This is a genomic window from Pantoea sp. S-LA4, assembly GCF_054482835.1.
Genome location: NZ_JBTLRC010000002.1, coordinates 2,013,720 through 2,037,044, shown reverse-complemented (window position 1 = coordinate 2,037,044; position 23,325 = coordinate 2,013,720). Strand labels below are relative to the sequence as shown.

23 protein-coding genes are annotated in these 23,325 nt (G+C 56.9%); 11 read left to right on the top strand and 12 right to left on the bottom strand.

Features of this window, described 5'->3' with window-relative positions; genetic code table 11:
- Window positions 1-63 precede the first annotated feature (63 nt).
- Genes flhB through flhE form a run of 3 tightly spaced genes read left to right on the top strand, consistent with a single transcriptional unit; the run spans window position 64 to window position 3,696 of the window.
- Window positions 64-1,215, top strand: coding sequence for a flagellar biosynthesis protein FlhB (gene flhB / locus ACX3P5_RS10415; RefSeq protein WP_094121242.1), 1,152 nt, complete (start codon window positions 64-66; stop codon window positions 1,213-1,215).
- Complete coding sequence (flhA, locus tag ACX3P5_RS10410; protein WP_233987868.1) at window positions 1,208-3,304, top strand: flagellar biosynthesis protein FlhA; 2,097 nt, start codon at window positions 1,208-1,210, stop codon at window positions 3,302-3,304. The genes flhB and flhA overlap by 8 nt, the downstream gene beginning before the upstream one ends.
- Window positions 3,304-3,696 carry a flagellar protein FlhE gene (gene flhE, locus ACX3P5_RS10405; RefSeq protein ID WP_083067821.1) on the top strand — a complete coding sequence of 131 codons (393 nt, stop codon included), beginning with the start codon at window positions 3,304-3,306 and terminating at the stop codon, window positions 3,694-3,696. The genes flhA and flhE overlap by 1 nt, the downstream gene beginning before the upstream one ends.
- Before the next feature lie 61 nt (window positions 3,697-3,757).
- On the opposite strand, the gene ACX3P5_RS10400 is transcribed toward flhE, so the two are convergent.
- The 4 genes from ACX3P5_RS10400 to ACX3P5_RS10385 form a co-directional block, all read right to left on the bottom strand.
- Window positions 3,758-4,756 carry an aldo/keto reductase gene (locus ACX3P5_RS10400; RefSeq protein WP_458968660.1) on the bottom strand — a complete coding sequence of 333 codons (999 nt, stop codon included), beginning with the start codon at window positions 4,754-4,756 and terminating at the stop codon, window positions 3,758-3,760.
- Between the two features lie 170 nt (window positions 4,757-4,926).
- On the bottom strand, window positions 4,927-5,847 hold the full coding sequence (locus tag ACX3P5_RS10395; RefSeq protein ID WP_458968659.1) for a LysR family transcriptional regulator: 921 nt from the start codon (window positions 5,845-5,847) through the stop codon (window positions 4,927-4,929).
- 88 nt (window positions 5,848-5,935) lie between these two features.
- Window positions 5,936-7,666, bottom strand: a complete 1,731-nt coding sequence (argS, locus tag ACX3P5_RS10390; protein ID WP_458968658.1) for an arginine--tRNA ligase — start codon at window positions 7,664-7,666, stop codon at window positions 5,936-5,938.
- A gap of 208 nt (window positions 7,667-7,874) precedes the next feature.
- A complete protein-coding gene (locus ACX3P5_RS10385; RefSeq protein WP_007889544.1) occupies window positions 7,875-7,997 on the bottom strand; it encodes a hypothetical protein in 123 nt (40 codons plus the stop codon).
- 314 nt (window positions 7,998-8,311) lie between these two features.
- Here ACX3P5_RS10385 and ACX3P5_RS10380 point away from each other — a divergent pair, with 314 nt between their 5' ends.
- Complete coding sequence (locus ACX3P5_RS10380; protein ID WP_233987872.1) at window positions 8,312-8,872, top strand: VOC family protein; 561 nt, start codon at window positions 8,312-8,314, stop codon at window positions 8,870-8,872.
- On the opposite strand, the gene ACX3P5_RS10375 is transcribed toward ACX3P5_RS10380, so the two are convergent.
- Complete coding sequence (locus ACX3P5_RS10375) at window positions 8,869-10,014, bottom strand: MalY/PatB family protein (protein ID WP_336755456.1); 1,146 nt, start codon at window positions 10,012-10,014, stop codon at window positions 8,869-8,871. The genes ACX3P5_RS10380 and ACX3P5_RS10375 overlap by 4 nt on opposite strands.
- Window positions 10,015-10,099: 85 nt before the next feature.
- Here ACX3P5_RS10375 and cutC point away from each other — a divergent pair, with 85 nt between their 5' ends.
- Together cutC and ACX3P5_RS10365 are read left to right on the top strand one after the other, a co-directional pair.
- Entirely contained in the window at window positions 10,100-10,852 is a 753-nt protein-coding gene (cutC, locus tag ACX3P5_RS10370; RefSeq protein ID WP_233987874.1) for a copper homeostasis protein CutC, read from the top strand.
- 877 nt (window positions 10,853-11,729) lie between these two features.
- Entirely contained in the window at window positions 11,730-12,149 is a 420-nt protein-coding gene (locus tag ACX3P5_RS10365; RefSeq protein ID WP_336755453.1) for a DUF1090 family protein, read from the top strand.
- A gap of 232 nt (window positions 12,150-12,381) precedes the next feature.
- Here ACX3P5_RS10365 and ACX3P5_RS10360 read toward each other — a convergent pair whose 3' ends face one another.
- Both ACX3P5_RS10360 and ACX3P5_RS10355 read right to left on the bottom strand, forming a co-directional pair.
- Complete coding sequence (locus ACX3P5_RS10360) at window positions 12,382-13,113, bottom strand: DUF421 domain-containing protein (RefSeq protein WP_458968657.1); 732 nt, start codon at window positions 13,111-13,113, stop codon at window positions 12,382-12,384.
- Window positions 13,114-13,115: 2 nt separating this feature from the next.
- On the bottom strand, window positions 13,116-13,814 hold the full coding sequence (locus ACX3P5_RS10355; protein WP_458968656.1) for a DUF421 domain-containing protein: 699 nt from the start codon (window positions 13,812-13,814) through the stop codon (window positions 13,116-13,118).
- Between the two features lie 268 nt (window positions 13,815-14,082).
- Here ACX3P5_RS10355 and ACX3P5_RS10350 point away from each other — a divergent pair, with 268 nt between their 5' ends.
- On the top strand, window positions 14,083-14,931 hold the full coding sequence (locus tag ACX3P5_RS10350) for a hypothetical protein (RefSeq protein ID WP_233987929.1): 849 nt from the start codon (window positions 14,083-14,085) through the stop codon (window positions 14,929-14,931).
- 29 nt (window positions 14,932-14,960) lie between these two features.
- On the opposite strand, the gene ACX3P5_RS10345 is transcribed toward ACX3P5_RS10350, so the two are convergent.
- Window positions 14,961-16,058, bottom strand: a complete 1,098-nt coding sequence (locus tag ACX3P5_RS10345; RefSeq protein WP_233987930.1) for a glycerol dehydrogenase — start codon at window positions 16,056-16,058, stop codon at window positions 14,961-14,963.
- Between the two features lie 154 nt (window positions 16,059-16,212).
- Here ACX3P5_RS10345 and ACX3P5_RS10340 point away from each other — a divergent pair, with 154 nt between their 5' ends.
- Window positions 16,213-16,833, top strand: coding sequence for a LysE family translocator (locus tag ACX3P5_RS10340; protein ID WP_233987931.1), 621 nt, complete (start codon window positions 16,213-16,215; stop codon window positions 16,831-16,833).
- A gap of 3 nt (window positions 16,834-16,836) precedes the next feature.
- On the opposite strand, the gene cmoB is transcribed toward ACX3P5_RS10340, so the two are convergent.
- The 4 genes from cmoB to ACX3P5_RS10320 form a co-directional block, all read right to left on the bottom strand.
- The gene (gene cmoB, locus ACX3P5_RS10335; protein ID WP_233987932.1) at window positions 16,837-17,805 is read right to left on the bottom strand and encodes a tRNA 5-methoxyuridine(34)/uridine 5-oxyacetic acid(34) synthase CmoB; all 969 of its coding nucleotides are present in this window, start codon (window positions 17,803-17,805) and stop codon (window positions 16,837-16,839) included.
- Complete coding sequence (gene cmoA, locus ACX3P5_RS10330; protein ID WP_031376660.1) at window positions 17,802-18,530, bottom strand: carboxy-S-adenosyl-L-methionine synthase CmoA; 729 nt, start codon at window positions 18,528-18,530, stop codon at window positions 17,802-17,804. The genes cmoB and cmoA overlap by 4 nt, the downstream gene beginning before the upstream one ends.
- 81 nt (window positions 18,531-18,611) lie before the next feature.
- On the bottom strand, window positions 18,612-19,007 hold the full coding sequence (locus tag ACX3P5_RS10325) for an MAPEG family protein (protein ID WP_094120003.1): 396 nt from the start codon (window positions 19,005-19,007) through the stop codon (window positions 18,612-18,614).
- Window positions 19,008-19,075: 68 nt separating this feature from the next.
- On the bottom strand, window positions 19,076-19,897 hold the full coding sequence (locus ACX3P5_RS10320) for a DUF72 domain-containing protein (RefSeq protein WP_233987933.1): 822 nt from the start codon (window positions 19,895-19,897) through the stop codon (window positions 19,076-19,078).
- 220 nt (window positions 19,898-20,117) lie between these two features.
- Between ACX3P5_RS10320 and aspS the strand changes: the two genes are divergently transcribed.
- The 3 genes from aspS (at window position 20,118) to ACX3P5_RS10305 (ending at window position 23,306) form a co-directional block, all read left to right on the top strand.
- Complete coding sequence (gene aspS / locus ACX3P5_RS10315; RefSeq protein WP_336755445.1) at window positions 20,118-21,896, top strand: aspartate--tRNA ligase; 1,779 nt, start codon at window positions 20,118-20,120, stop codon at window positions 21,894-21,896.
- The gene (gene nudB / locus ACX3P5_RS10310; RefSeq protein ID WP_233987935.1) at window positions 21,896-22,327 is read left to right on the top strand and encodes a dihydroneopterin triphosphate diphosphatase; all 432 of its coding nucleotides are present in this window, start codon (window positions 21,896-21,898) and stop codon (window positions 22,325-22,327) included. Before aspS ends, nudB begins: the two co-directional genes overlap by 1 nt.
- A 235-nt stretch (window positions 22,328-22,562) precedes the next feature.
- Entirely contained in the window at window positions 22,563-23,306 is a 744-nt protein-coding gene (locus ACX3P5_RS10305) for a YebC/PmpR family DNA-binding transcriptional regulator (protein WP_233987936.1), read from the top strand.
- Window positions 23,307-23,325: the final 19 nt, after the last annotated feature.

Here is a 23,325-nt window from a genome sequence, read left to right as displayed (position 1 = left end):
GCGCTTTAACCCCACTCAAATTTGGCATTCTATGCTCAGAATTCCTGCCAACCGAGGTTTGTCGTGGCTGAAGAGAGCGACGAGGACAAAACAGAATCGCCCACCGCGCACCGACTTGAAAAAGCGCGTGAGGATGGGCAGATCCCGCGATCGCGCGAGCTGACCTCATTACTGATGCTGCTGGCCGGCATCATGATTCTGTGGATGGGCGGCACCATGATGGCGCACCGGCTGGCCAGCATGGTCGCCACCGGTTTGCGTTTCGATCACGGCATGGTGACCGACGATAAAATTATCATCAGCCACATCGGCAGCCTGATTGGTCAGGCGCTGATGGCGCTGCTGCCGCTGATGGGCGGACTGGTGCTGGTCGCGATTGCTGCGCCGATGCTGCTGGGCGGCATTGTGATCAGCGGCAAGTCGATCAAGGTCGACTTCACCAAGCTCAGTCCGATGGCCGGTTTCAAGCGCATGTTTGCCGCACAGGCCTGGACCGAACTGTTTAAAGGCATTCTCAAGACCGTGCTGGTGGGCGCCGTTGGCTGCTGGTACATCTACGCTCACTGGCCGGAGATGCTGCGTCTGATCAGCGAATCCCCGATCACCGCCCTGATACACGGCATGGATATGATCGCCATCTGCTGCACCCTGGTGATGCTGGGGCTGGTGCCGATGGTGGGTTACGACGTTTTCTGGCAGCTCTACAGCTATTACAAAAAGCTGCGCATGTCGCGTCAGGAAATCCGCGATGAGCACAAGCAGCAGGAGGGCGATCCGCACGTTAAAGGGCGTATTCGCCAGCAGATGCGCGCCGCCGCCCGCCGCCGCATGATGGCCGATGTGCCGAAGGCTGACGTCATCGTCACTAACCCGACCCACTATTCGGTGGCGCTGCAGTACAACGAGAAGAAGATGAGTGCGCCGAAGGTGATTGCCAAAGGCGCGGGCGAGATTGCCCTGCGTATTCGTGAACTGGGTGCGGAACACCGCATACCGGTTCTGGAAGCACCGCCGCTGGCGCGTGCGTTATACCGACACACTGAAATTGGACAGCACATCCCCGGCGCGCTCTATGCGGCGGTGGCGGAAGTGCTGGCATGGGTCTGGCAGTCACGCCGCTGGAAGCGCGAAGGCGGCCTGATCCCGACCAAACCGAAAAACCTGCCGGTCCCGGCAGAGATGGACTTTGCAGGAGAGAGCAAAAACGATGGCTAATAACCTGGCCGCAAAACTACGTTTACCGGGCAACTTTAAAGATATGCAGTGGCAGGTACTGGCGGGTCCGGTACTGATCCTGATGATCCTGTCGATGATGGTGCTGCCGTTACCGCCGTTCATCCTCGATCTGCTGTTCACCTTTAACATTGCGCTGTCGATCATGGTCCTGCTGGTGGCGATGTTCACCCAGCGTACGCTGGAATTTGCGGCATTCCCGACCATTCTGCTGTTCTCCACCTTGCTGCGTCTGGCGCTGAACGTCGCCTCAACCCGTATCATTCTGATGGAAGGGCATACCGGTGCGGCAGCGGCGGGTCAGGTGGTTGAGGCCTTTGGTCACTTCCTGGTCGGCGGCAACTTCGCCATCGGTATCGTGGTGTTTATCATCCTGGTGATCATCAACTTTATGGTCATCACCAAGGGTGCGGGCCGTATCGCAGAAGTGGGCGCGCGCTTTGTGCTTGATGGGATGCCCGGTAAGCAGATGGCGATCGACGCCGACCTCAACGCCGGTCTGATTGGCGAAGATGAAGCTAAACGCCGCCGTTCTGAAGTGACCCAGGAAGCGGACTTCTACGGTTCGATGGACGGTGCCAGTAAGTTCGTTCGCGGCGATGCCATCGCCGGTATCATGATCATGGTGATCAACGTTATCGGCGGCCTGCTGGTCGGCGTGGTGCAACACGGCATGGACGTGGGGCACGCGGCGGAAACCTATACCCTGCTGACCATCGGTGACGGCCTGGTCGCGCAGATCCCGGCGCTGGTGATCTCTACCGCGGCGGGCGTTATCGTAACCCGCGTGGCGACCGATCAGGACGTTGGCGAGCAGATGGTGACCCAGCTGTTCAAAGATCCGCGGGTGCTGATGCTGAGCGCCGGCGTCATCGGCCTGCTGGGGCTGGTGCCGGGTATGCCAAACTTCGTGTTCCTGCTGTTTACCGCGGCCTTACTCGGTCTGGCCTGGTGGCTGCGCGGACGTGAAATGCAGCCGAACAAAAAGTCGGAAGCAACGCCGGGCAGCATCACCAAAGCGCCGGACACGCCCGCCACCGCCGAAGCGTCGTGGACCGATGTCCAGCTGGAAGACACGCTGGGAATGGAAGTGGGCTACCGGCTGATTCCGATGGTCGATCATCTGCAAAATGGCGAACTGCTGGGCCGCATCCGCAGTATCCGTAAAAAAGTGGCGCAGGACGTGGGCTTCCTGCCGCCGGTGGTCCACATTCGTGACAACATGGAACTGCCACCGGCGCGCTACCGTATTCTGATGAAAGGGGTCGAAATCGGCAGCGGCGATGCCTATCCTGGCCGCTGGATGGCGATCAACCCAGGCACCGCGGCAGGCAGTCTGCCGGGTGAAGCCACCGTCGATCCGGCGTTTGGGCTGGCAGCGGTCTGGATTGACAGTGCGCTGAAAGAGCAGGCGCAGATCCAGGGCTTTACCGTAGTGGAAGCGAGTACCGTGGTGGCCACCCACCTTAACCATCTGATTGGGCAATTCGCCAGCGAGCTGTTTGGCCGTCAGGAAGCGCAGCAACTGCTGGATCGCGTCACTCAGGAGATGCCGAAGCTGACGGAAGACCTGGTGCCGGGCGTGATTTCGCTGACCACGCTGCACAAGGTGCTGCAAAACCTGCTGGTGGAGCGGGTATCCATTCGTGATATGCGCACCATCATCGAAACGCTGGCTGAACATGCGCCAGTGCAGAGCGATCCTCAGGAGCTGACCAGCGTGGTGCGCGTGGCGCTGGGCCGCGCCATTACTCAGCAGTGGTTCCCGGGCAACGATGAAGTGCAGGTGATCGGACTGGATTCCACGCTGGAACGCTTGTTATTACAGGCGTTGCAGGGCGGCGGCGGACTGGAACCGGGCCTGGCTGATCGGCTGCTGAGCCAGGCGCAGGCGGCGCTGCAGCGTCAGGAGATGCTCGGCGCACCGCCGGTGCTGCTGGTGAACCATCCGCTGCGGGCGTTACTGGCGCGCTTCCTGCGACGCAACCTGCCGCAGCTGGTGGTGCTGTCGAATCTGGAGCTGAGCGATAACCGCCAGATTCGGATGACCGCCACCATCGGAGGCAAATAATGCGCTGGCTGGTGATGGCATTCGTGATGCTGCCACTGATGGCGCAGGCGGCCGGTGGTGCCTGGAGTGCTTCGGCCAATGGGCCGCTGCTGGCTAACCGCGGCAGCTGGCAACGGGCGCAGCCGCTGACGCCGCCCGCCGACATTAGCGGGGAGGTCAGCGTCGTTAACTGGCGTTATCAGCTGAGCAGACCGGCCCCGTCCGGCCTGCAGGTGCGGCTGTGCGGCGAACAGCGCTGCACTTCCCTGGAGGGGGCCAGCGGCACCACACGCGGGTTGGCACATCTGAGCGCCGGTGAGACTTTGCACATGGTGTTTGGTTTTGCCGGAAGCGGGGCGCTGCCACCCGGTTTACGGGTGGTGAGCAGTGAAGTGATGGTCAATTACGAGTAAGGATATCGTTGCTGAATTGACTAGCGCACCTGGGCACAGTGCGCGAGTGCATAGTTTGTGTTCAGGCGTTAACCCCCTTCATTCCCTCCTCAGAGTAGCGACCGCCTTTAACTTCAACCTGTTGATGAACAGCATCCAGCAACCCGATATCTTCCTCTTCCAGCTCGATATCCGCGGCTTCCGCGTTTTCAGTGAGATAAGCGATCTGTTTGGTGCCTGGAATCGGCACAATTTTTTCATACTGTGCCAGTAGCCAGGCCAGCGCAATCTGCCCGGTAGTGGCGTGATACTTCTCCGCCAGCGGCGTTACCGCGTTAAGAAGCTGGAGATTGTGATCGATATTTTCCTGCTGGAAACGGTCATTATTTTTGCGGAAATCCCCTTCAGCAAAATCGCTGTTTTTACGGTATTTACCGGTCAGGAAACCTCTGCCCAGCGGTGAATAGGGCACCAGGCCGATACCGAGCTTTTTCACCGCTGGCAGAATTTCCTCTTCGATGTCTCGCGTCCAGAGTGAATATTCCGTCTGCAGCGCGGCCAGCGGGTGGATCGCCTGCGCCCGGTTCAGCGTTGCGGCAGAGGCTTCACACAATCCAATCCGGGCGATTTTACCTTCCTGCACCAGGCGGCTGAGACACTGCATGCTCTCCTCAATCGGGGTCGCCGGACTGATGCGATGCAGATAAAAGAGATCGATACGCTCGACGCCCAGCCGTTTCAGGGAGGCATGGCAGCTGCGGGTAATGTAGTCTGGCTGATTATTAATGGTGCGGGCATAGGCCGCATCCGCCGGACGCTCAATGCCACATTTGGTGGCGACGGTGAATTTCAGCCGTTCAGCCTTGCTTAGTCCGGCAAGAAACTCTCCGATCAGCTGCTCGTTGTGGCCACGTCCGTAGAGATCGGCGGTATCAATAAAAGTGATATCCAGCTCGCGCAGCTGGCTGAGCAGTTGCAGGGAGTGACGATCATCGGTCTGACCGTAAAATTCGCTTAGCCCCATCGCGCCGTAGCCGATGGCGCTGACATCCAGACCCTGAGTTAATGTTCGCTTTTTCATTGTCTCTCCTCGTAAGTGAGACGCGATTGTTTCACTCCGTGCGACAGCAATGAATTGCTCTTTCCGTCATGCAAAAAAGGTATCAGGGACGAGAGGGGACAACATCAGGATGGGCGACAGGCCGCGCGGAAGAAGGGAAACCGCGACTCAGCCGCGCAGACGCGCGGGGCTCAGCGTTCAGCGGACTGCGAGAGTGTTCTCAGCGCATCGAGAACCGCCTCATTGTTTTCATCAGCGCGAATGGCCGCATAAACATCAATCGCCAGCTGTTGCGCCGCGCCTTCCGTCAGCGGGCGGTAACAGAGTCCTGCCTGATTAAAGGTACATTTTGACTGCGGCATCAGCGCGCAGCCTTTACCTCTGGCGATGTGCGACAGCATCAGCAGGGAATCTTCCGGCTCTCTCACTCGTTTCAGCGTGACGCTGAGCATGGCGAAGTAGCGCTCGCATTTATCGTAAAACTGCGGATTGGCACTGCGCGCGAACCAGAACAGCGGCAGGTCAGCCAGCGCCTCCGGTGAGACTTTTGCCGCCAGACTGGCCGGATGGGCCGACGGCATCGCGACCAGTAGCGGCTCGCGGTAAACCCAGGCGTACTGAACAGCTTTTTCCGCTTCCGGACCTTTTTCGCCGGTGAGGATCAAATCCAGGCTGTTTTTTGCGAGGCTTTGCAACAGCTGAGCGGAAGTCAGGCTGGGCATTTCCATCTCATCACGGGCATGAAAAGCGGCGAGTTGCTTATTGAGCGGCGCGATCAGTTCAAAGTTCAGCGTGCGGGTCAGCCCGATGCGCAGTCTTGCGGCAGGCTGCGCTTCCTGCTTTAAGGCACTCAGCGCACTGAGGATCGCTTCTGCTTTCGCCACTAGCGCACGGCCCGCTTCGGTGAGCGTTACCTCATGGGTTGTGCGACTGAACAGCAACTGACCGAGCAGATCTTCCAGGCTTTGAATCTGGCGGGTAAGCGGAGGCTGCGTCATGCTGAGTCGCTCTGCGGCCCGGCGAAAATTAAGCTCGTGCGCGACAGCCAGAAAGCACTGCAACTGTTTAATGGTGGGAAGGTGGCTGCTGATGAGGTGCGCGGCGACAGACATAACACGCTCCTGCTGCGGAGATTTGGGGGAAGTTCAGAGAGGATACTGAGATCAAAAACGGAGAGGGAAAACCTCTCCGTTTCTGAGATTACATGCGCTCGACGGTGTCGATACCCAGCGTATCCAGACCCTGCTTCAGCGTTTTCGCGGTCAGCGCGGCCAGCTGTAGCCGGCTCAGGCGGGTTTCTTCTGATTCCGCGCTGAGGATCGGGCAGTGCTCGTAGAAGCCGGAGAACAGACCGGCCAGATCGTAGAGATAGGCACACATCACGTGCGGCGTACCGTCGCGCGCCACCTGAGTGATCACCTCTTCGAACTGCAACAGACGGGTGGCCAGCTGCGCTTCACGTTCTTCGCTGATCACAATCTCTGCATCCAGTGCATCAGCGTCAATACCGGCTTTACGGAATACCGACAGCACGCGGGTATAAGCGTACTGCATGTAAGGCGCGGTGTTGCCTTCAAACGCCAGCATGTTATCCCAGTCAAAGATGTAGTCGGTGGTGCGGCTTTTCGACAAATCAGCGTATTTCACCGCGCTGATGCCCACCACTTCCGCCAGCGTTTTCACTTCCGCTTCGCTCATCTCCGGGTTCTTCTCACGCACCAGGGAATAGGCACGCTGATAGGCTTCATCGAGCAGATCGGCCAGCTTGATGGTGCCGCCGCTACGGGTCTTAAATGGACGACCATCTTTGCCCAGCATCATGCCGAACGCGTGGTGTTCCAGCGGTACCGACTCCGGCACATAGCCCGCTTTACGCACGATAGTCCAGGCCTGCACCAGATGCTGATGCTGACGCGAGTCGATGTAGTAGAGCACCCGATCGGCCTTCAGGGTTTCATAACGATATTTGGCGCAGGCGATATCGGTGGTGGTATAGAGGTAGCCGCCATCCTTTTTCTGGATGATGACGCCCATTGGTTCGCCTTCTTTGTTCTGGAACTCATCCAGGAACACCACGGTCGCGCCTTCACTTTCCACTGCTAACCCTTTCTGTTTCAGGTCAGCGACGATGCCGGGCAGCATATCGTTGTAGAGGCTCTCACCCATCACATCTTTGCGCGTCAGGGTGACATTCATGCGGTCATAAATTTTCTGGTTCTGACTCATGGTGATGTCGACCAGTTTTTTCCACATCTGGCGGCAATAGTCGTCGCCGCCCTGCAGTTTGACCACATAGCTACGTGCCCGCTCGGCAAATTCTGGATCTTCGTCGTAAGTCCGCTTGGCTTCACGGTAGAACGCTTCCAGATCGGCCAGCGCCATCTCGGCGTGATGCTCGTTTTGCTGTTTTTCGAGGAAGGCAATCAGCATACCGAACTGGGTACCCCAGTCACCGACGTGGTTGGCGCGAATCACCCGATGGCCGAGAAACTCCAGCGTGCGGACCGCCGCATCACCAATGATGGTGGAGCGCACATGGCCGACATGCATCTCTTTGGCCACGTTCGGCGCAGAGTAATCCACCACGATGGTCTGCGGCTCGGCCAGTTGCACGCCGAGGCGCGGCAGAGTCAGTGCTTCGCGGGCGTGGGTCGCCAGCCAGTGGTGGTCGAGGAAGATGTTGATGAAGCCCGGTCCGGCAATTTCAACTTTACTGGCGATGCCGGTCAGGTCGAGATGCTGGATCACTGCTTCCGCTAATTGTCGCGGTGCCTGTCCCAGCTTTTTCGCCACGGCCATAATACCGTTGGCCTGATAATCACCAAACTGGACCCTGGCGGACTGACGAACCTGCGGTTCGCAATCGGCGGGAGCGCCGGCTAAAACCATTGCCTGACTGACTTTTGCGGAAAGAAGAGCCTGAATATTCACCGAGTTACCTTCATGTGCTGAACAACGCCCGAACCTGTTGAGTCGAGCCGTCATCATCTTGCCTGGCAGCATCGCGCAACGGAGTGACAGAAACGGATGGAACAGACAAAATGGAAAAAAATGAGGGGAAAAGTATACGTGAAATGTCGGTGGGCGTCAGTATTTGGATGAAGCGGGGAAACAGAGCCGAAGATGTTTCCCAGGGGCTTTAACGACGTCGTGGATGACGGCGAGGGTTCTTGACGCTTTTATCTTCACGCACCTTCCAATGGCGGGAAATTGCAAATCCCATCAGTGCGATCAGGACTGCGACAACGATGAGCATAGACATATAGCCATTCCTTTTGGTTGTGTTGGGTCAAATTTATAAGAAAGAGGAGGTGGCTGCAATTGTTTGAGTGCCAAATAAGACTTATCTTATTGTATTAAAGAAGGTGATATAAATCAGGAGTTTAAGTCACTTTCATCAATTAACTCATGGACCTAAAGAGGGGATTAATCCGAATTGAAAGCTGTTCTTATACGCTTTTGCAGGAAATAATGGGTTAAATAGGATGAATCTTACCATTTTGTCATGCGCAAGGCCGCGCAGGCCAGGGGTTCGATTGATAATAAAGTTTAAACAAACCGAGAGGATTTCCCGTTTTGAACCGATCTTTTCCCGCTGAATTGGATGATTTAAAGACAGATTTGCAACGTTTTGAAGAATCGTTGCAAAGTTTTGCACAGAGGCTGGGTTTACAACTTAACGATCTTGAAATCGATCACATTGCGGTGCGTTGTCATCAGGAAGCGACGGCAATACGCTGGCAGCAAGGGCTGCAACAGATCGGCAGTCAGTTTTCCCAGGCCATGATTAATGGCCGGCCAATCTGCCTGTTTAAATTGCATCAGCCACTGCAGGTAGCAGGCTGGCCGGTGGATGTGGTTGAGTTGCCGTGGCCCGGCGAGAAACGTTACCGTCATGAAGGATGGGAGCATATCGAAGTGGTGCTGCGTGGCGATCATCAGACGCTGGGCGTGCGGGCTATGGCGCTGTTATCCGATGACGCCCTGACTCAGCCCGGTATTTCGTTCAAAACCAGCTCGCCGCAGGGCGAAAATGAGCGTCTGCCGAATCCGACCCTGGCGGTCACAGATGGGCAGACAACCATTAAATTTCATCCTTGGCGACTGGAGGAAATCGTCGCCAGCGAGCAAGGCTAAGGCCGGGCAGCAACGGCGCGCTGCAGACGAGCAACCGCCTCATCGAGCAGGGCGCGGGTACAGCCAAAGTTGAGACGGACAAACTGGTCGTCACCAAACTCGCGTCCGGCTGACAGCCCCAGCCCATGTTTTTCAAAGTAGAGCGCCGGGCTGGCCACACCCAGACCGCGCGCATCGATCCAGGCCAGATAACTCGCCTCAGGCGCTGAAAGCGACAACCCGCTGAGCTTATTCACCTGCGACACCAGCCAGTCACGGTTGCTGCGCAGGTAGTCATTCTGTGCGCTGAGCCAGTCACTGCCTTCGCGCCACGCCGCTTCTGCGGCCGTCAGCGCCAGAATATCAACATCCGGCACGATGCCACGCCGGACACGATCAAAGCGTGCGCGGAGTTCAGGATTGGGGATGATGGCGATGGACGCACCCAGTCCGGCAATATTGAAACTTTTGGACGGTGACAGCAGCGTAATCGAGCGCAGTGCCGCGTCTTCGCTCAGGGTGGCAAACGGAATATGCTGCACGCCGGGTTCCAGCACCAGATCACAGTGGATCTCGTCGGAACAGACGATCAGATCATGCTGCTGAGCAAACGCCAGTTGCGCCTGCAGTTCATCACGCCGATAGACCGTGCCTCCCGGATTCTGGGGATTGCACAACATCAGCAACCGCTCTTTGCCCGTCATCTGCCCGTCTGCCGCTGCCAGATCCAGCAGCCAGCGTCCCTGTTGCAGAATCAGCGGCAGGTTCAGCTGACCTCGCTCCGCCAGTTTTGCTGCACCGCGAAACGGCGGATAGATGGGCGTCGGTGCAATGCTGCGTTCATCCGGAGCAGTAAAGGCACGCACCGCAAGATTTAACCCGGTCACCACGCCAGGCAGCACCACAATCCATTCGGGATTAACGTGCCAGTGATAGCGCGAGGCCAGCCACGCAATCGCGCTGTCAATGAAACCGACAGGCTTATCGCCATAACCAAAAATGCCATGTTCGGCGCGGGCCTGTATCGCTTCGATCACAGCCTCAGGGGATCGAAAATCCGTATCCGCCACCCATAACGGCAGAATGTCCTGGTCCGCATATTTGTTCCATTTAAGGCTATCGCTGTGACGACGGTCTATCCGTTGGTCGAAATTGAATGCCATAGTTAACTTTCCCGGTAAACTCATTCCAGCAGCCAGACTAACTGATGAATCTGCCTTGAACCAGAGTCATGTAAAGGAGAAGAGAATGACCACACTGGAAATTTGCTGCTATGGCGTGGATTGCGCAGTGACCGCGCAGCAGGCCGGCGCCGATCGGGTTGAACTCTGTGCCGCACCTCGAGAAGGGGGATTAACCCCGTCGGCAGGCATGCTTCATGCGGCACGACGTGAGGTTTCAATTCCGGTTCATCCCATTGTCCGGCCACGCGGCGGTGATTTTTGCTACACCGCACGCGAATTTGAGGCGATGAAATCTGACGTTGCATTGATCCGTGAGCTCGGTTTTCCCGGGCTGGTCATCGGCATGCTGAATGAGGATGCGCATATCCATCGGGGTCAGATGCGGCAGATTATGGCGCTGTGCGACGGACTGGCGGTGACCTTTCACCGCGCTTTCGACCTGTGCCACAGTCCGAAGCGGACGCTGGAAGAGCTGACCGATCTCGGCGTGGCGCGCATTCTCACTTCCGGCCAGCAGCAGAGCGCGGAGAACGGAATTGCATTACTCAAGGAACTTAATGAGGCGAGTACAGGTCCTATCATTATGGCAGGTGCCGGTGTTCGTCTCAGTAACCTGCAAAAGTTCCTCGACATGGGCATACGTGAAGTTCACAGCTCGGCAAGCCGGTTAGTCGCTTCGCCGATGCGCTACCGTAAAGCGGGTGTGTCCATGTGTTCTGAAGCCGAAACCGACGAGTTCAGCCGCTATTGTGTGGATGGCGATGTGGTGGAAGCGATGAAAAGCGTGATGCAGATGAGCACCGTTCGGGTGGCCTGAATCATGACCGATTTTGCCGCGCAGCACGCCGATCATTGACGTGGTGTTTGCAAGTACCAAACCCCAGTATGCTTGCTGGGGTTCTTTTTGCCCGCAACAAAATCTTTAGCCGAACCACGCGGCCGCGGCGCTGCGGCATAGTGCAGCATAGTGCAGCATTCTGGTCTGATGCCGTGCGGACAGAAGGCGCTGCGCGTCGGCCGTAATCTGTGAGCTGAAATCATCCATGTCGTCTTCGGCAAGGCTTTATAGCTTAATCCGTCGCAGCTTCACGCTAAACATCGGACTACTGAATATAACCACTCGCGATTTTTCTGATTATTTTTCCATCCGGTAAGCTGACTTTTCGGTATAATATTTTTTATCGTTGTGCGCTGGTTTTATATTCAGCGATCCACAATTAACGCCGGTTACGTTATCATTTTTGGTAGTATTATTCCGTAACTTATTCCAATACTTCCTTTCCAGTCCGCGACGACTGCGAAACGTTGAACGCTGCGCCGAAGCCCCTTAAATCCCTTCTGGGAAGCGCTGGAATTTCATCTCACTGCTTTATTTTTTTGCGCTAACTGTCAGTAAAGAAGTGACGCCTGAAATACAGAAAGCAATCAGCGTAAAGTCCGGCATTGTAAAGAGATCTGCATGGGTATCGCCATCTGTCATTGGGCATAAATAAAAAAGTAAAGATCACCGCGCGTCTTTATTATTGTCATTATGGAATGCATAGAGTGCAATAAAATATTTCCTCAGGCCTGGCTATTATTTTATTTGACTTGAATGAAAGGAAAGGTAGATTCTTATTGCGTCGATTTTCGCTGATATACCGCCGTGGATGTTTTCCAGGTAAGACCTGGTTTTTAACAAGGAGTGAAATTTAATGAAAAAGACTTTCTTAACGATACTATTACTTTCGTCGCCAGCGGTAACGCTTGCTGCTACACAGTCATGCAGCGAACAGCTTGCTGATATTAGCGCTAAAAGCGAAATGGCCAGAAATAGCGGAAATAGCGCGGAGGTCTCCAGGCTGGAAATTGCACGTAATAAGGTGCAAACCTACTGCTCAGACGACCGTCAGGCGCGCCAGGCGACCCATAACGTCAGTAAGAAAGAGTTAAAGGTTAAAAAAGCAGAGCTTGAACTGCAGCAGGCGCAGCAGGAACTGGCGGAAGCGAAAGAAGAGGGTCGGCTCGACAGAATCTCTCAGAAAACACATAAAGTTGAAGAGAAAAAACTCAAGCTTGAATCCGCTAAAATTGACCTGAAAGAAGCTCAGGACGATGCTGAGCGCCTGAACTAATCACCGCGTAACAGACGATGTTGAAAGGCTCTCATAGAGAGCCTTTTTTACTTTTTAATCTTAACCGATCGTGATTCAGCGCTCGCGAGGCGCAACCTTTTTTCGAGCGGTTCCAGGGTTGCTCAACGCATAGCGTTTCGATTGGTTCACGTTGCGCTATTCCTCTTCAACCGGGTGAGAAGTCATGCCTTATCCAGCTTAACTGAACCCTCACGTACTTAACTGCGCTCTGTTATTCGCCCGCCTCGCGCGGATGCTCTTTCTGATGCGGATCATAAATTTTTTCCGTTCCCAGTCGCTTCACCGCTGGCCGCCATGCCTGCTGTTCGCAATAATCACACCGTTGTTCCGGCTGCGCTTTACTCTGCACCACATAACCGCAATGACCGCAGGCGAAGCGGTCATCAACCGCAATATGCTGGTTAAACTGCTGGTTCTGTTCAGGTAGTAACCATAATCCGGCACGGGGTTGCCGGTAGCACAACAGGCTGACCCGGCCGGAAGGTTCCAGCCAGGCGCGCCGCACCTCTCCCAGATGCTGAATCCCCATTGAGCGCAGTTCGGAAAAGGTACGATCGCGGGAGAACTCCGCATGGTGCAGATGCTCCAGCGCCAGCCGCCCATCCATCACCAGCATCGTGGCGTCACCCTGGGTCAGCACTTCCAGCCGATGCGAAAAAAACGTGGACCAGGAGAGCAGGCGAAAACAGCCAAGCAGGGTGATCAGCAACACGATAGTGGTCAGTATCCCTTTTTCAGGCGTCTGTAACGGTGCACCAATTGCAGCACCCAGCATAATCATGATCGCCAGGTCGATAATGCTTAACTGACCGGCGAAGCGTCGGCCCATCAGCCGCAGCACCAGCAGTAAAACCAGATAGATACACAGAAAACGCAGCAGGACTTCCGCCGCAAAGGACCAGGGCGCTTCACCTATCAGCCAGCGGTGCAGAAGATTACCCATGATCACTCCTCCAGCGACGCAGACGCAGGCAGCCATTGGTGCGCGTGGCAACCGTGGCAGGCACTGTCAGCAGGCGTGGTGCGGTCAGCCAGGTTTCCGCAGGAGGCGCAGACCTGATGCTCGCCGGTCTCCATTGCGGCGATCAGGGCGTGATCGCCGCGAGGCACAATCGCCAGGCCGGGCCGCGGCGTATCACTCCAGATCAGCGTCAACGCACCGGAAGGCTCGATGTAGATGCGGCTGAGCTGGCCCAGATGCTGAACGCCACGACCGCGCAGCAGCGAAAACAGTTTCTCGCGTGACAGTACGGTGGCGCGCAGCGTTTCCAGCTTCAGGCGACCTTCATCCAGCAGCACCCGTTCGCCACCCGCCAGCAGCCGATCGAAGCGGCGTGAACCCAGGCTGAGATGGCCTGCCAGATGCTGTAACGCCAGCAGGCTGACAATAATCACCAGCGGCGGCAACAGCCCGCGTTTGTCATCCAGCAACGGAACGCCCATCGTACCCGCCAGTGTCACCACCGCAGAGAGTTCGAACAACGTATATTGTGAGGCCACGCGACGCCCCAGCAGACGTAATGTGATAATTATCAGGATAAAGCAGATCACTGCCCGTCCCATCACCTCCAGCAGAAACGTTGGCGGATTCTGGCCAAAAACCAGACGCGCAATATCTGACAAAGCGATTTCATCCTGCTTCATGACTCATCTTTTCTCCGGTTAACTCACGCCAGAGTGAAAAGTATATCGGCAGAATTTCATTTTTCCGCCCGGCCTGAAACGCGCTTAACCCTTGTGCCGTCTGGCTTAGAGGCTAAAAAACGTTATAAAATCGGAACAAAGTGCGCGCGATTTTAGGTTGCGGGCGATGAAATAATTGACGCTATCTGACAACGGATATTTTTGCGCTACACCGCCATTCGTCGCTGCAGCGTTTACACTTAACGCAACGTTGTCTGGAACTTACCCTATGAAATGCGAACCGATTGTTGCCGCAAGCCTGTTACTGGCTGCGTTGAGTCCTCCGCTGTTTGCGGCCAGCCAGTGCGGTCCGCACAGCGGGGCTATTGCCAGCAGTAATAACTGGATCCTGCTGGGCGGAAGCGCAAAAGGCGCGGTTAAGCAGGTGATCGCCGGTGAGTTTGGCAAAGATGTCAATTCGCAGAAGCGGGTGCTGGGGCAGTTTGATGCCTGTGGCGATTTGCTGGTGGCTGACGTCAGCTATGACAAGAACGAGCGCAACGTGATCCTCAGTATGGAGCAGCACATCGCCAGAGTGCAGGGCGGCTGGGTGGCGGAATATGCTTACCTGGTGAAAGTGCTGAAAGAGGGGAAAGAGGTGGTGGTGGATAACCGGCAGGGGACGATTAACTGGCACAAGGGCCAGCACGGTAACATCATCAGCGCGTCGGACAAATTTACCAGCATGGGCAGCAGCGGATTTACCGACACCACCTATCGTTACGATCCCCAGTTCCGGCTGCAAAAGAGCGTGGCGCGCGGCAGCGATCAACTGACCAACGGGGAATATCTCTATCGCTGGAATCAGCAGGGTCTGGTAACCCGTACCAGTTCAGCCCGCAGCACCGACAGCTACAGCTACGATAACCAGTGGCGCGAGCTGCGTCTGAATGGCACCGCCACCACGCCGCTGAGCACCATCCGCACCGTCGATGAATGCCAGTCGTGGGACCAGGCGGGTAACTGCACTCTGAGCTATCTGCATGAAACCGAGATGTTTACCCGCGGCACCATCGAACGCCATCTCAGCTCCGCCTACAAATATGAGTACTGGGATCAGCCCGCCGCTGAAGAGTAGCGGGCGACTCGGCAATCGCGCGCAGCGGTTTACGCCACCGTTTTACTGAACGCATCCAGCGCCAGCAGGGCGTTGGCAATATCTTCCGGCGACAGGTTAGGATTCAGATTCTTCAGCGTGTCGCCCTCGCTGTTCGCCAGCGCACCGATTTTGACCAGATTTTCCCAGCTCTCATTCTCCAGATGCAGCTCTTTCAGGGTGGTCGGCATCTTAATTGCGCGATAGAAACGAATATAGCGCGCAATCTCCTCATCCGGCCGCTGCTCCAGCACCATCTGCGTCAGCGTGCCGTAAGCAACTTTCTCACCGTGCGTCAGGTGATGGATATCGCCATCAATTGCGGTAAAGCCGTTGTGGATGGCGTGAGCCGCGGCCAGACCGCCATTTTCGAAGCCCAGCCCGGAGAGCAGCGTATTCGCTTCGACCACCGCCTCGACCGCTGGCGTTACCCGTTTTTCACTCACCGCCACGTAAGCGCTGTAGCCCCAGGTCAGCAGCGTCTCTTCACAGGCACGGGCGATGGCCAGCCCGGCGAGCGTGGGATCGCCATTAACCATTGATTTGGCGTGCGAGCGCGCCACCGCCTGCGCTTCGACCCAGGTCGCCAGGCCATCGGCGATGCCAGAGGCGAACAGCCGCGCCGGCGCGCTGGCACAGACTGCGGTATCCACCAGCACCAGATCGGGGTTCTTGCTGTAGAAACGGTAACTTTCAAACACGCCGCTGTCAGAGTAGATCACGGAGAGGGCGCTGCAGGGCGCATCGGTTGAGGCGATGGTCGGCACGATCGCTACCGGCTGCTTCAGCTCATCCGCCACCGCTTTAACGGTATCCAGCGTTTTGCCGCCGCCCAACCCAACCACCACATTGCAGCCCTGACTTTTTGCCAGCTGGCTCAGGCGGGTGATCTCATTGCTCGACGCCTCGCCGTTGAACTGCTGCCAGTTGAAGGTCACGCCCGCCTGTTGCAGCGCCTGCTGCGCGCGTTCGCCGATCAATTTCCAGACGACGTCATCTGCGACCAGGAAAGCGTTATCACCCAGTTCGGCCACATAAGGTCCCAGCTCATCCAGCACGCCCGCGCCCTGCACATATTTACGGGGTGAAGAGAAGATAAATTTACTCATAATCACAGCTCCTTAATATGAAGTTAAACCGCCCTTAGCCTGGCACACGCTGACGAACAGGGAGAGTAAGCAGGGTGAGATAATTCGACGGGCCTGTTACGCTAGCAGGACACCCAGACGCTGCTGACCGGCTGTTACCTCCAGGGAGAATGCCATGACCACCACGCTGTTTTCATTTCTGTTTGCCATCACCATACTGACGCTGACGCCAGGATTTGATACCGCGCTGGTACTGCGCTCAGCAGTCGCTCAGGGCGCAAAGCGCGCCAGCGTGACGGCACTGGGTATCACGCTCGGCTGTCTGGTCTGGGGTGTCGCGGTGGGATTCGGATTAGGCGCGCTGCTGCTGGCCTCCGAAATGGCCTATAACCTGCTGAAGTGGCTGGGTGCCGGCTGGTTACTCTGGCTGGGGCTGAAGTTGTTGCTGAAGCCCCGCCAGGGAGCCATCGACACGCAACAACCGGCGCTGCAACAGGGCTATCTAGCCTGCTTCAGCCGCGGTCTGCTGGGCAATCTGCTGAACCCCAAAGTGGGCATCTTCTATGTGAGTTTTTTGCCGCAGTTTATTCCGGCCGGGGCATCGGTCGCGCTGTGGTGTAGCCTGATGGCGCTGGCACATATGGTTCTGGGGCTGGTGTGGAATGCGGTATTGATTGGCGGCAGCCACTATTTCGCCGGTCATCTGCGTCAGCCACGGGTGCTGAAGGTGATGGATCGTCTGACCGGCTGTGTCTTTATCGGTTTTGCGGCGAAACTGGCGTTGTCTCGCCGCTAAAACTCAGGGTTTGGTGGCGACCAGCACCGCACGCAGCGGCGCGGGATAACCCTCAACGGTTTTGCTGGCGTCGTCAGGATCGAGGAACTCGGCCAGCGATTCGCTGGTCATCCAGTCGGTGCGACGCTGCTCTTCAGTGGTGGTGCGAGCGAAGTCGACGATGCGGACATCGACAAAACCGCTCTTCTCCAGCCAGCTTTTCAGCGCCTCGGCAGAGGGAATAAAGAACACATTGCGCATCTGCGCGTAGCGTTCGCCCGGCACCAGCACCTGATTAACGTCACCCTCAATCACTAAGGTTTCCAGCACCAGTTCGCCGCCGCTCACCAGCTGATTCTTTAACTGCAGCAGGTGATCCAGCGGGGAACGGCGGTGATAGAGCACGCCCATCGAAAAAACGGTATCGAACGCCTGCAGCGCCGGCAGTTGCTCAATCCCCAGCGGCAACAGGTGGGCGCGACGATCGTCATTCAGCAGCTTACGTACCGCTTCGAACTGCACCAGGAACAGCTGCATCGGATCGATACCGACCACCAGATGCGCGCCCGCACCGATCATCCGCCACATGTGATAGCCGCTGCCGCAGCCGACATCCAGCACCGTCCGGCCCGCCAGCGACGAGATATGCGGCAGAACGCGATCCCATTTCCAGTCGGAGCGCCACTCGGTGTTGATGTCGGTGCCGTAGAGCGAGTAAGGCCCTTTGCGCCACGGCATCAGGTTACGCAGCAGTTTCTCAATGCCCTGACGATGACGATCGCTGATGTCGTCGCGGTCAGCGCTGACGCTGTGCAGCAGGTCAAGTTTCTGCGGCTCCAGCAGCGGCAGATACTCCAGCGACTTATACCAGTCGCGGAAGTGTCCATGCAGGTTTTCCCGCTGCCATTCGCTGATTTGCGCCGGCAACACTTCCAGCCACTTCGCCAGCGGACCCACGGCGATTTGCTGATAAAAACGGCCAAAATCGATCATTTCAATGCCACCAGTGATCCAAAGTTAAAGCACTGGAACCAGAGTTCGGCGTGCGAGAAACCGGCCTGTTTCAGGCGGGCTTTGTGCGCTTCCACGCTGTCGGTCAGCATCACATTTTCCAGCATGCTGCGCTTCTGGCTGATCTCCAGTTCGCTGTAGCCGTTGGCACGCTTGAAGTCGTGATGCATGTTAAACAGCAGTTCACCCACTTCGGCGTCTTCAAAGCTGAATTTTTCCGACAGCACCAGCGCACCGCCAGGCTTCAGCCCGTGCCAGATTTTCTCCAGCAGCGCCAGCCGCGCCGGTGGTTCAAGAAACTGCAGCGTGAAGTTGAGCACCACCAGCGAGGCGTTCTCAATCGCAATATCGCGGATATCCGCTTCCAGCACCGTCACCGGCGTATCAGCGCGAAAGGCATCGATGTGGCGACGGCAGCGCTCGACCATCGCCGGGGAGTTATCCACCGCAATGATCTGGCAGCCGGGCACCTGAATGTTGCGGCGTACCGACAGGGTCGCCGCGCCGAGCGAGCAGCCGAGGTCATAGACCTGGCTGTCGGGGGTCACAAAACGTTCTGCCAGCATGCCAATCATCGAGATGATGTTGGAATAGCCTGGCACCGAGCGCTGAATCATGTCGGGAAAGACTTCAGCAACGCGCTCGTCAAAAGTCCAGTCACCCAGTTTTGCAATGGGCGCTGAGAAGAGTTGATCGCGGTCAGACATATCGAAAATCCGAAGAGACGACGGAAAGGGCGCTATTCTGGCAGAAAGTGGGGCGGGCTGCACCCCTTAACCCGGCAACACTCAGTGTAGCGTCAGCACCAGCTCCCAGGGCAGATAGATCAGGTTGAAAATCACCATGCCGCACAACGAAAACAGCGTCAGCAGCATGCCATATTTCCGGCCCGGCATGGCGCTGTGACGCAGACCCCAGGCGTGCAGCAGGCGGCTGATAAAGAACAGCAGGGCGGTCAGGTGCACCATCCAGATGTCGGCACCGTTCATCTCCATCATCACCAGCAACAGCAGCGCCAGCGGGATGGTTTCGATAGCGTTGCCGTGAATGCGAATCGCCATCTTTAAGTCATGGTAGCCGCCGTCGCCATACGCCACCCGATAGAAGCGGCGGTAACGCACCACGTCCAGCGTAAACTTCATGACCAGCAACGCACCCCACACCACGTATAACGCGCTAACCATTGTGACTCCATCAGCATCAGTAAGGCGGCTATTCTAACCAGCGCGGAGGGCGCTGTCCTGTCCAGTGATTAAAACAGTGATTCCTGTTGTGGCCAGTCGGGACCGCTGCCAATCTGCGGGTCAATCTGTTGCAGTTCGGGCCACAGCGCCTGCACCAGTGGAAATACCTGGCCCATATCCGGGGTATGCAGAAACAGCATCGCGTCGCCCTGTTGCTGCCATTCCGCTAACTTTGCCCGCCAGATCTGAAACAGCGGCACGCTCTCCTCCACGCTGTCGCTGCCGATAAAGCGCACCATCGGCTGCGCGCCGGTGCGCAGGGCATGCGGCGGCACGCGCGGCTTCTGGTTGCGTGCCGCCAGCGCCGCCGGGCTTTGCGACGCTGAGGCGTGGACCGGACGGCTGTCCAGCATCACCCGGTTAACGCCGCGCGCCAGCAAGCCGCGATTCAGCGCCCGCTCGGCTTCACCTTTGGCGAAAAACGCCGCATGACGCACTTCGACACCGTATTCGAAACGCGCAGGCAGGCTGTCGAGAAAGCGCCAGAGATCGTTCAGCTGCGCCGGAGAAAAAGTGGCGGGTAGCTGCAGCCAGTATTGACCGATGCGATCGGCCAGCGGCTCCATCAGCCGCAGAAAATCGGTCAGCAGGTCATCGCTGTGCTGCAGCGCCGCCTGATGGCTGATGGTACTGGGAAATTTAAAGCAGAAGCGAAAGGCATCATGCGTCATCTCACGCCAGCGCAGTACGGTGTCGGGCGCGGGCAGCGCATACAGCGTGGTGTTACCTTCAACACAGTGAAAATAGCGGGCGTAGTCAGCCAGATTCTCAATGCCCCAGCGTTTCCAGTGTGAATGCTGCCACTGTGGCAGGCCAATACGAAGCGTCACGCCCTCTCTCCTGGCTCAGAATGAAGATTTACGATTATCCTCTAAGGTCACGCCCCGGTGCAAACAGGTCAACTGCCGATGAAATCGCCGCTTTGGCGCGGCTCTACTTATCCTGGTTGCCTTTTTCCATTATAATGACCGCCATTTTTGCGACAGCATCGCATCAGGTTACGCGGCCGGATGCTGTCAGCTGCAGCGGCGAAGTTAAAAGGATAGCGTTATGCGTACAGAATATTGCGGACAGCTCAATCTGTCTCATGTGGGTCAGCAAGTCACTCTTTGCGGCTGGGTAAACCGCCGTCGCGATCTGGGAAGCCTGATTTTTATCGATATGCGCGACCGTGAAGGCATCGTGCAGGTGTTCTTTGATCCCGATCGTCAGGACGCGTTTAAGCTGGCTTCTGAACTGCGTAACGAATTTTGTATCCAGATCACCGGTACCGTGCGTGCCCGTGACGATAAGAATAAAAACAGCGAGATGGCGACCGGGGAAGTCGAAGTATTTGCCCATGCGCTGAACATCATCAACCGTTCTGAGCCGCTGCCGCTGGATGCAAACCAGACCAACAGTGAAGAAGCGCGCCTCAAATACCGCTATCTGGACCTGCGTCGCCCGGAGATGGTGACCCGTCTGAAAACCCGCGCGAAAATTACCAGCTTCGTGCGTCGTTTTATGGATGATGAAGGTTTCCTCGATATTGAAACCCCGATGCTGACCAAAGCGACGCCGGAAGGCGCACGCGACTATCTGGTGCCGAGCCGGGTGCATAAAGGCAAGTTCTATGCGCTGCCGCAATCGCCACAGCTGTTCAAACAGCTGCTGATGATGTCGGGCTTCGATCGCTACTACCAGATCGTTAAATGTTTCCGTGACGAAGATTTGCGTGCTGACCGTCAGCCAGAATTTACTCAGATCGACGTCGAAACCTCCTTCATGACCGCGCCACAGGTGCGTGAAGTGATGGAGCGTTTAATCCGCAATCTGTGGCTGGACGTGCAGGGTGTGGATCTCGGTGAATTCCCGCAGATGACCTTCGCTGAAGCGATGCATCGCTACGGTTCCGATAAGCCAGATCTGCGCAACCCGATGGAGCTGGTGGACGTCGGCGATCTGCTGAAAAACGTCGAATTCCAGGTCTTCTCTGGCCCGGCCAACGATGCAAAAGGCCGTGTGGCCGCCTTGCGCGTGCCGACCGGTGCGCAGCTGAGCCGTAAGCAGATTGATGAATATGGCAAGTTCGTCGAAATTTACGGTGCCAAAGGTCTGGCATGGATGAAAGTTAACGTGCGCGCCGACGGTCTGGAAGGCGTGCAGAGCCCGGTAGCTAAGTTCCTGAATGCGGAGATCGTGGAAGGCATTCTGAGCCGCACTGGCGCTCAGGATGGCGACATCATCTTCTTTGGTGCCGATCGCGCCAAAGTGGTGGCTGACGCGCTGGGCGCGCTGCGTCTGAAAGTGGGCCGCGATCTCAGCATCACCGATGAGAAAGCCTGGGCACCGCTGTGGGTCATCGATTTCCCGATGTTCGAAGAGGACGAAGAGGGCGGCCTGGCGGCGATGCACCATCCGTTCACTGCGCCGAAAGAGATGAGCGCAGAGGAACTGGCTGCCGATCCGACCCGTGCCGTGGCGAATGCCTATGACATGGTGATCAACGGTTATGAAGTGGGTGGCGGTTCCGTACGTATCCACAACGGCAAAATGCAGCAGACGGTGTTCAGCATTCTGGGTATTGAAGAGCATGAGCAGCGTGAGAAGTTTGGCTTCCTGCTGGATGCGCTGAAGTTCGGTACGCCGCCACACGCTGGCCTGGCGTTTGGTCTGGATCGCCTGACCATGCTGCTGACCGGTACCGATAATATTCGTGACGTGATTGCGTTCCCGAAAACCACCGCCGCAGCCTGCCTGATGACCGAAGCCCCAAGCGAAGCGAATCCCGCCTCGCTGCTGGAGCTGGGCATTCAGGTAGTCAAAAAAGAAAAGCCTGAGAATAAATAATGGGCTATAAACACCCGGTTTCGGTGCTGGTGGTCATAATGGCGCGCGACACAGGCCGGGTGTTAATGCTGCAGCGGCAGGACGATCCGGCCTTCTGGCAGTCGGTCACCGGCAGCCTTGAAGCCGGTGAGTCGCCGCTGACGGCCGCGGTGCGTGAAGTGGGCGAAGAGTTGGGCATCGACGTGCTGGCCGAGCGGCTGGAGATGGAAGATTGTCAGCGTCAGATCGACTTTGAAATCTTTCCGCACTATCGCCATCGTTATGCACCCGGTGTCACCCATAATCACGAGCACTGGTTCCGGCTGCGATTGCCAGCAGAGCGTGATATCACGCTGACCGAGCATCTGGCGTTTCGCTGGCTGCGACCGGCGGAGGCTGCGGCACTCACCAAGTCCTGGAGTAATCGCCAGGCGATTGAAGAATTTACCTGAATTGCTGCTGCCGCGCATTTTTCCGGCGGCGAATCGATTAAATTTTATGAATCTGGTGAGTTTTAACAGGACTACACCAACCTATTGAACAGTCAGGCGTAATCGGCGCCGCAAGGTTGTTCACCGCCAGCGCAACCTGACCCGCATACTCTGGTATCGGCGTTGCGAGAAGGGCAGCGAACAAGCTCGCAGCCAGGATAGCCTGCACCCTGTAAAAGATCGGAGAAAATTTAAAATGGCAGGACACAGTAAGTGGGCAAACACCAAACACCGTAAGGCGGCGCAGGATGCTAAGCGCGGTAAAATCTTCACCAAGATCATTCGTGAACTGGTGACAGCGGCCAAGCTGGGCGGCGGCGATCCGGGTTCAAACCCGCGTCTGCGTGCAGCAATGGATAAAGCGCTGGCGAACAACATGACTCGCGACACCATGGATCGCGCCATCGCGCGCGGTGTGGGTGGCGATGACAACGCCAACATGGAAACCATCATTTATGAAGGTTACGGTCCAGGCGGCTCCGCCATCATGATCGAATGCCTGAGCGACAACCGTAATCGTACCGTTGGCGAAGTGCGTCATGCCTTCACCAAAACCGGCGGCAATCTTGGCACCGACGGCTCCGTGGCTTACCTGTTTAACAAGAAAGGCGTGATCTCCTATGCGCCAGGTCAGGATGAAGATGCGGTAATGGAAGCGGCACTGGAAGCGGGTGCAGAAGACGTGGTCACCTATGACGACGGCGCAATTGATGTCTTCACCGCCTGGGAAGAGATGGGCACGGTGCGTGATGCACTGGAAGCACATGGTCTGAAAGCGGATACCGCAGAAGTGGCGATGATCCCGACCACCAAAGCCGAAATGGATGCGGAAACCGCTCCCAAACTGCTGCGTCTGATCGACATGCTGGAAGATTGCGACGATGTGCAGGAGGTCTATCACAACGGTGAGATCTCCGACGAGGTGGCGGAAACGCTGTAATGGCGCTGAGCCGCAATCC

What these genes read in the sequence shown, in the direction of transcription:
- flhA (WP_233987868.1), top strand. Translation starts at nt 1,208, where the DNA reads ATGGCTAATAACCTGGCCGCAAAACTACGTTTACCGGGCAACTTTAAA.
- flhE (WP_083067821.1), top strand. Translation starts at nt 3,304, where the DNA reads ATGCGCTGGCTGGTGATGGCATTCGTGATGCTGCCACTGATGGCGCAG.
- ACX3P5_RS10400 (WP_458968660.1), bottom strand. Translation starts at nt 4,756, where the DNA reads ATGAAAAAGCGAACATTAACTCAGGGTCTGGATGTCAGCGCCATCGGC.
- ACX3P5_RS10395 (WP_458968659.1), bottom strand. Translation starts at nt 5,847, where the DNA reads ATGTCTGTCGCCGCGCACCTCATCAGCAGCCACCTTCCCACCATTAAA.
- ACX3P5_RS10385 (WP_007889544.1), bottom strand. Translation starts at nt 7,997, where the DNA reads ATGTCTATGCTCATCGTTGTCGCAGTCCTGATCGCACTGATGGGATTT.
- ACX3P5_RS10375 (WP_336755456.1), bottom strand. Translation starts at nt 10,014, where the DNA reads ATGGCATTCAATTTCGACCAACGGATAGACCGTCGTCACAGCGATAGC.
- cutC (WP_233987874.1), top strand. Translation starts at nt 10,100, where the DNA reads ATGACCACACTGGAAATTTGCTGCTATGGCGTGGATTGCGCAGTGACC.
- ACX3P5_RS10365 (WP_336755453.1), top strand. Translation starts at nt 11,730, where the DNA reads ATGAAAAAGACTTTCTTAACGATACTATTACTTTCGTCGCCAGCGGTA.
- ACX3P5_RS10360 (WP_458968657.1), bottom strand. Translation starts at nt 13,113, where the DNA reads ATGGGTAATCTTCTGCACCGCTGGCTGATAGGTGAAGCGCCCTGGTCC.
- ACX3P5_RS10355 (WP_458968656.1), bottom strand. Translation starts at nt 13,814, where the DNA reads ATGAAGCAGGATGAAATCGCTTTGTCAGATATTGCGCGTCTGGTTTTT.
- ACX3P5_RS10350 (WP_233987929.1), top strand. Translation starts at nt 14,083, where the DNA reads ATGAAATGCGAACCGATTGTTGCCGCAAGCCTGTTACTGGCTGCGTTG.
- ACX3P5_RS10345 (WP_233987930.1), bottom strand. Translation starts at nt 16,058, where the DNA reads ATGAGTAAATTTATCTTCTCTTCACCCCGTAAATATGTGCAGGGCGCG.
- ACX3P5_RS10340 (WP_233987931.1), top strand. Translation starts at nt 16,213, where the DNA reads ATGACCACCACGCTGTTTTCATTTCTGTTTGCCATCACCATACTGACG.
- cmoB (WP_233987932.1), bottom strand. Translation starts at nt 17,805, where the DNA reads ATGATCGATTTTGGCCGTTTTTATCAGCAAATCGCCGTGGGTCCGCTG.
- cmoA (WP_031376660.1), bottom strand. Translation starts at nt 18,530, where the DNA reads ATGTCTGACCGCGATCAACTCTTCTCAGCGCCCATTGCAAAACTGGGT.
- ACX3P5_RS10325 (WP_094120003.1), bottom strand. Translation starts at nt 19,007, where the DNA reads ATGGTTAGCGCGTTATACGTGGTGTGGGGTGCGTTGCTGGTCATGAAG.
- aspS (WP_336755445.1), top strand. Translation starts at nt 20,118, where the DNA reads ATGCGTACAGAATATTGCGGACAGCTCAATCTGTCTCATGTGGGTCAG.
- nudB (WP_233987935.1), top strand. Translation starts at nt 21,896, where the DNA reads ATGGGCTATAAACACCCGGTTTCGGTGCTGGTGGTCATAATGGCGCGC.
- ACX3P5_RS10305 (WP_233987936.1), top strand. Translation starts at nt 22,563, where the DNA reads ATGGCAGGACACAGTAAGTGGGCAAACACCAAACACCGTAAGGCGGCG.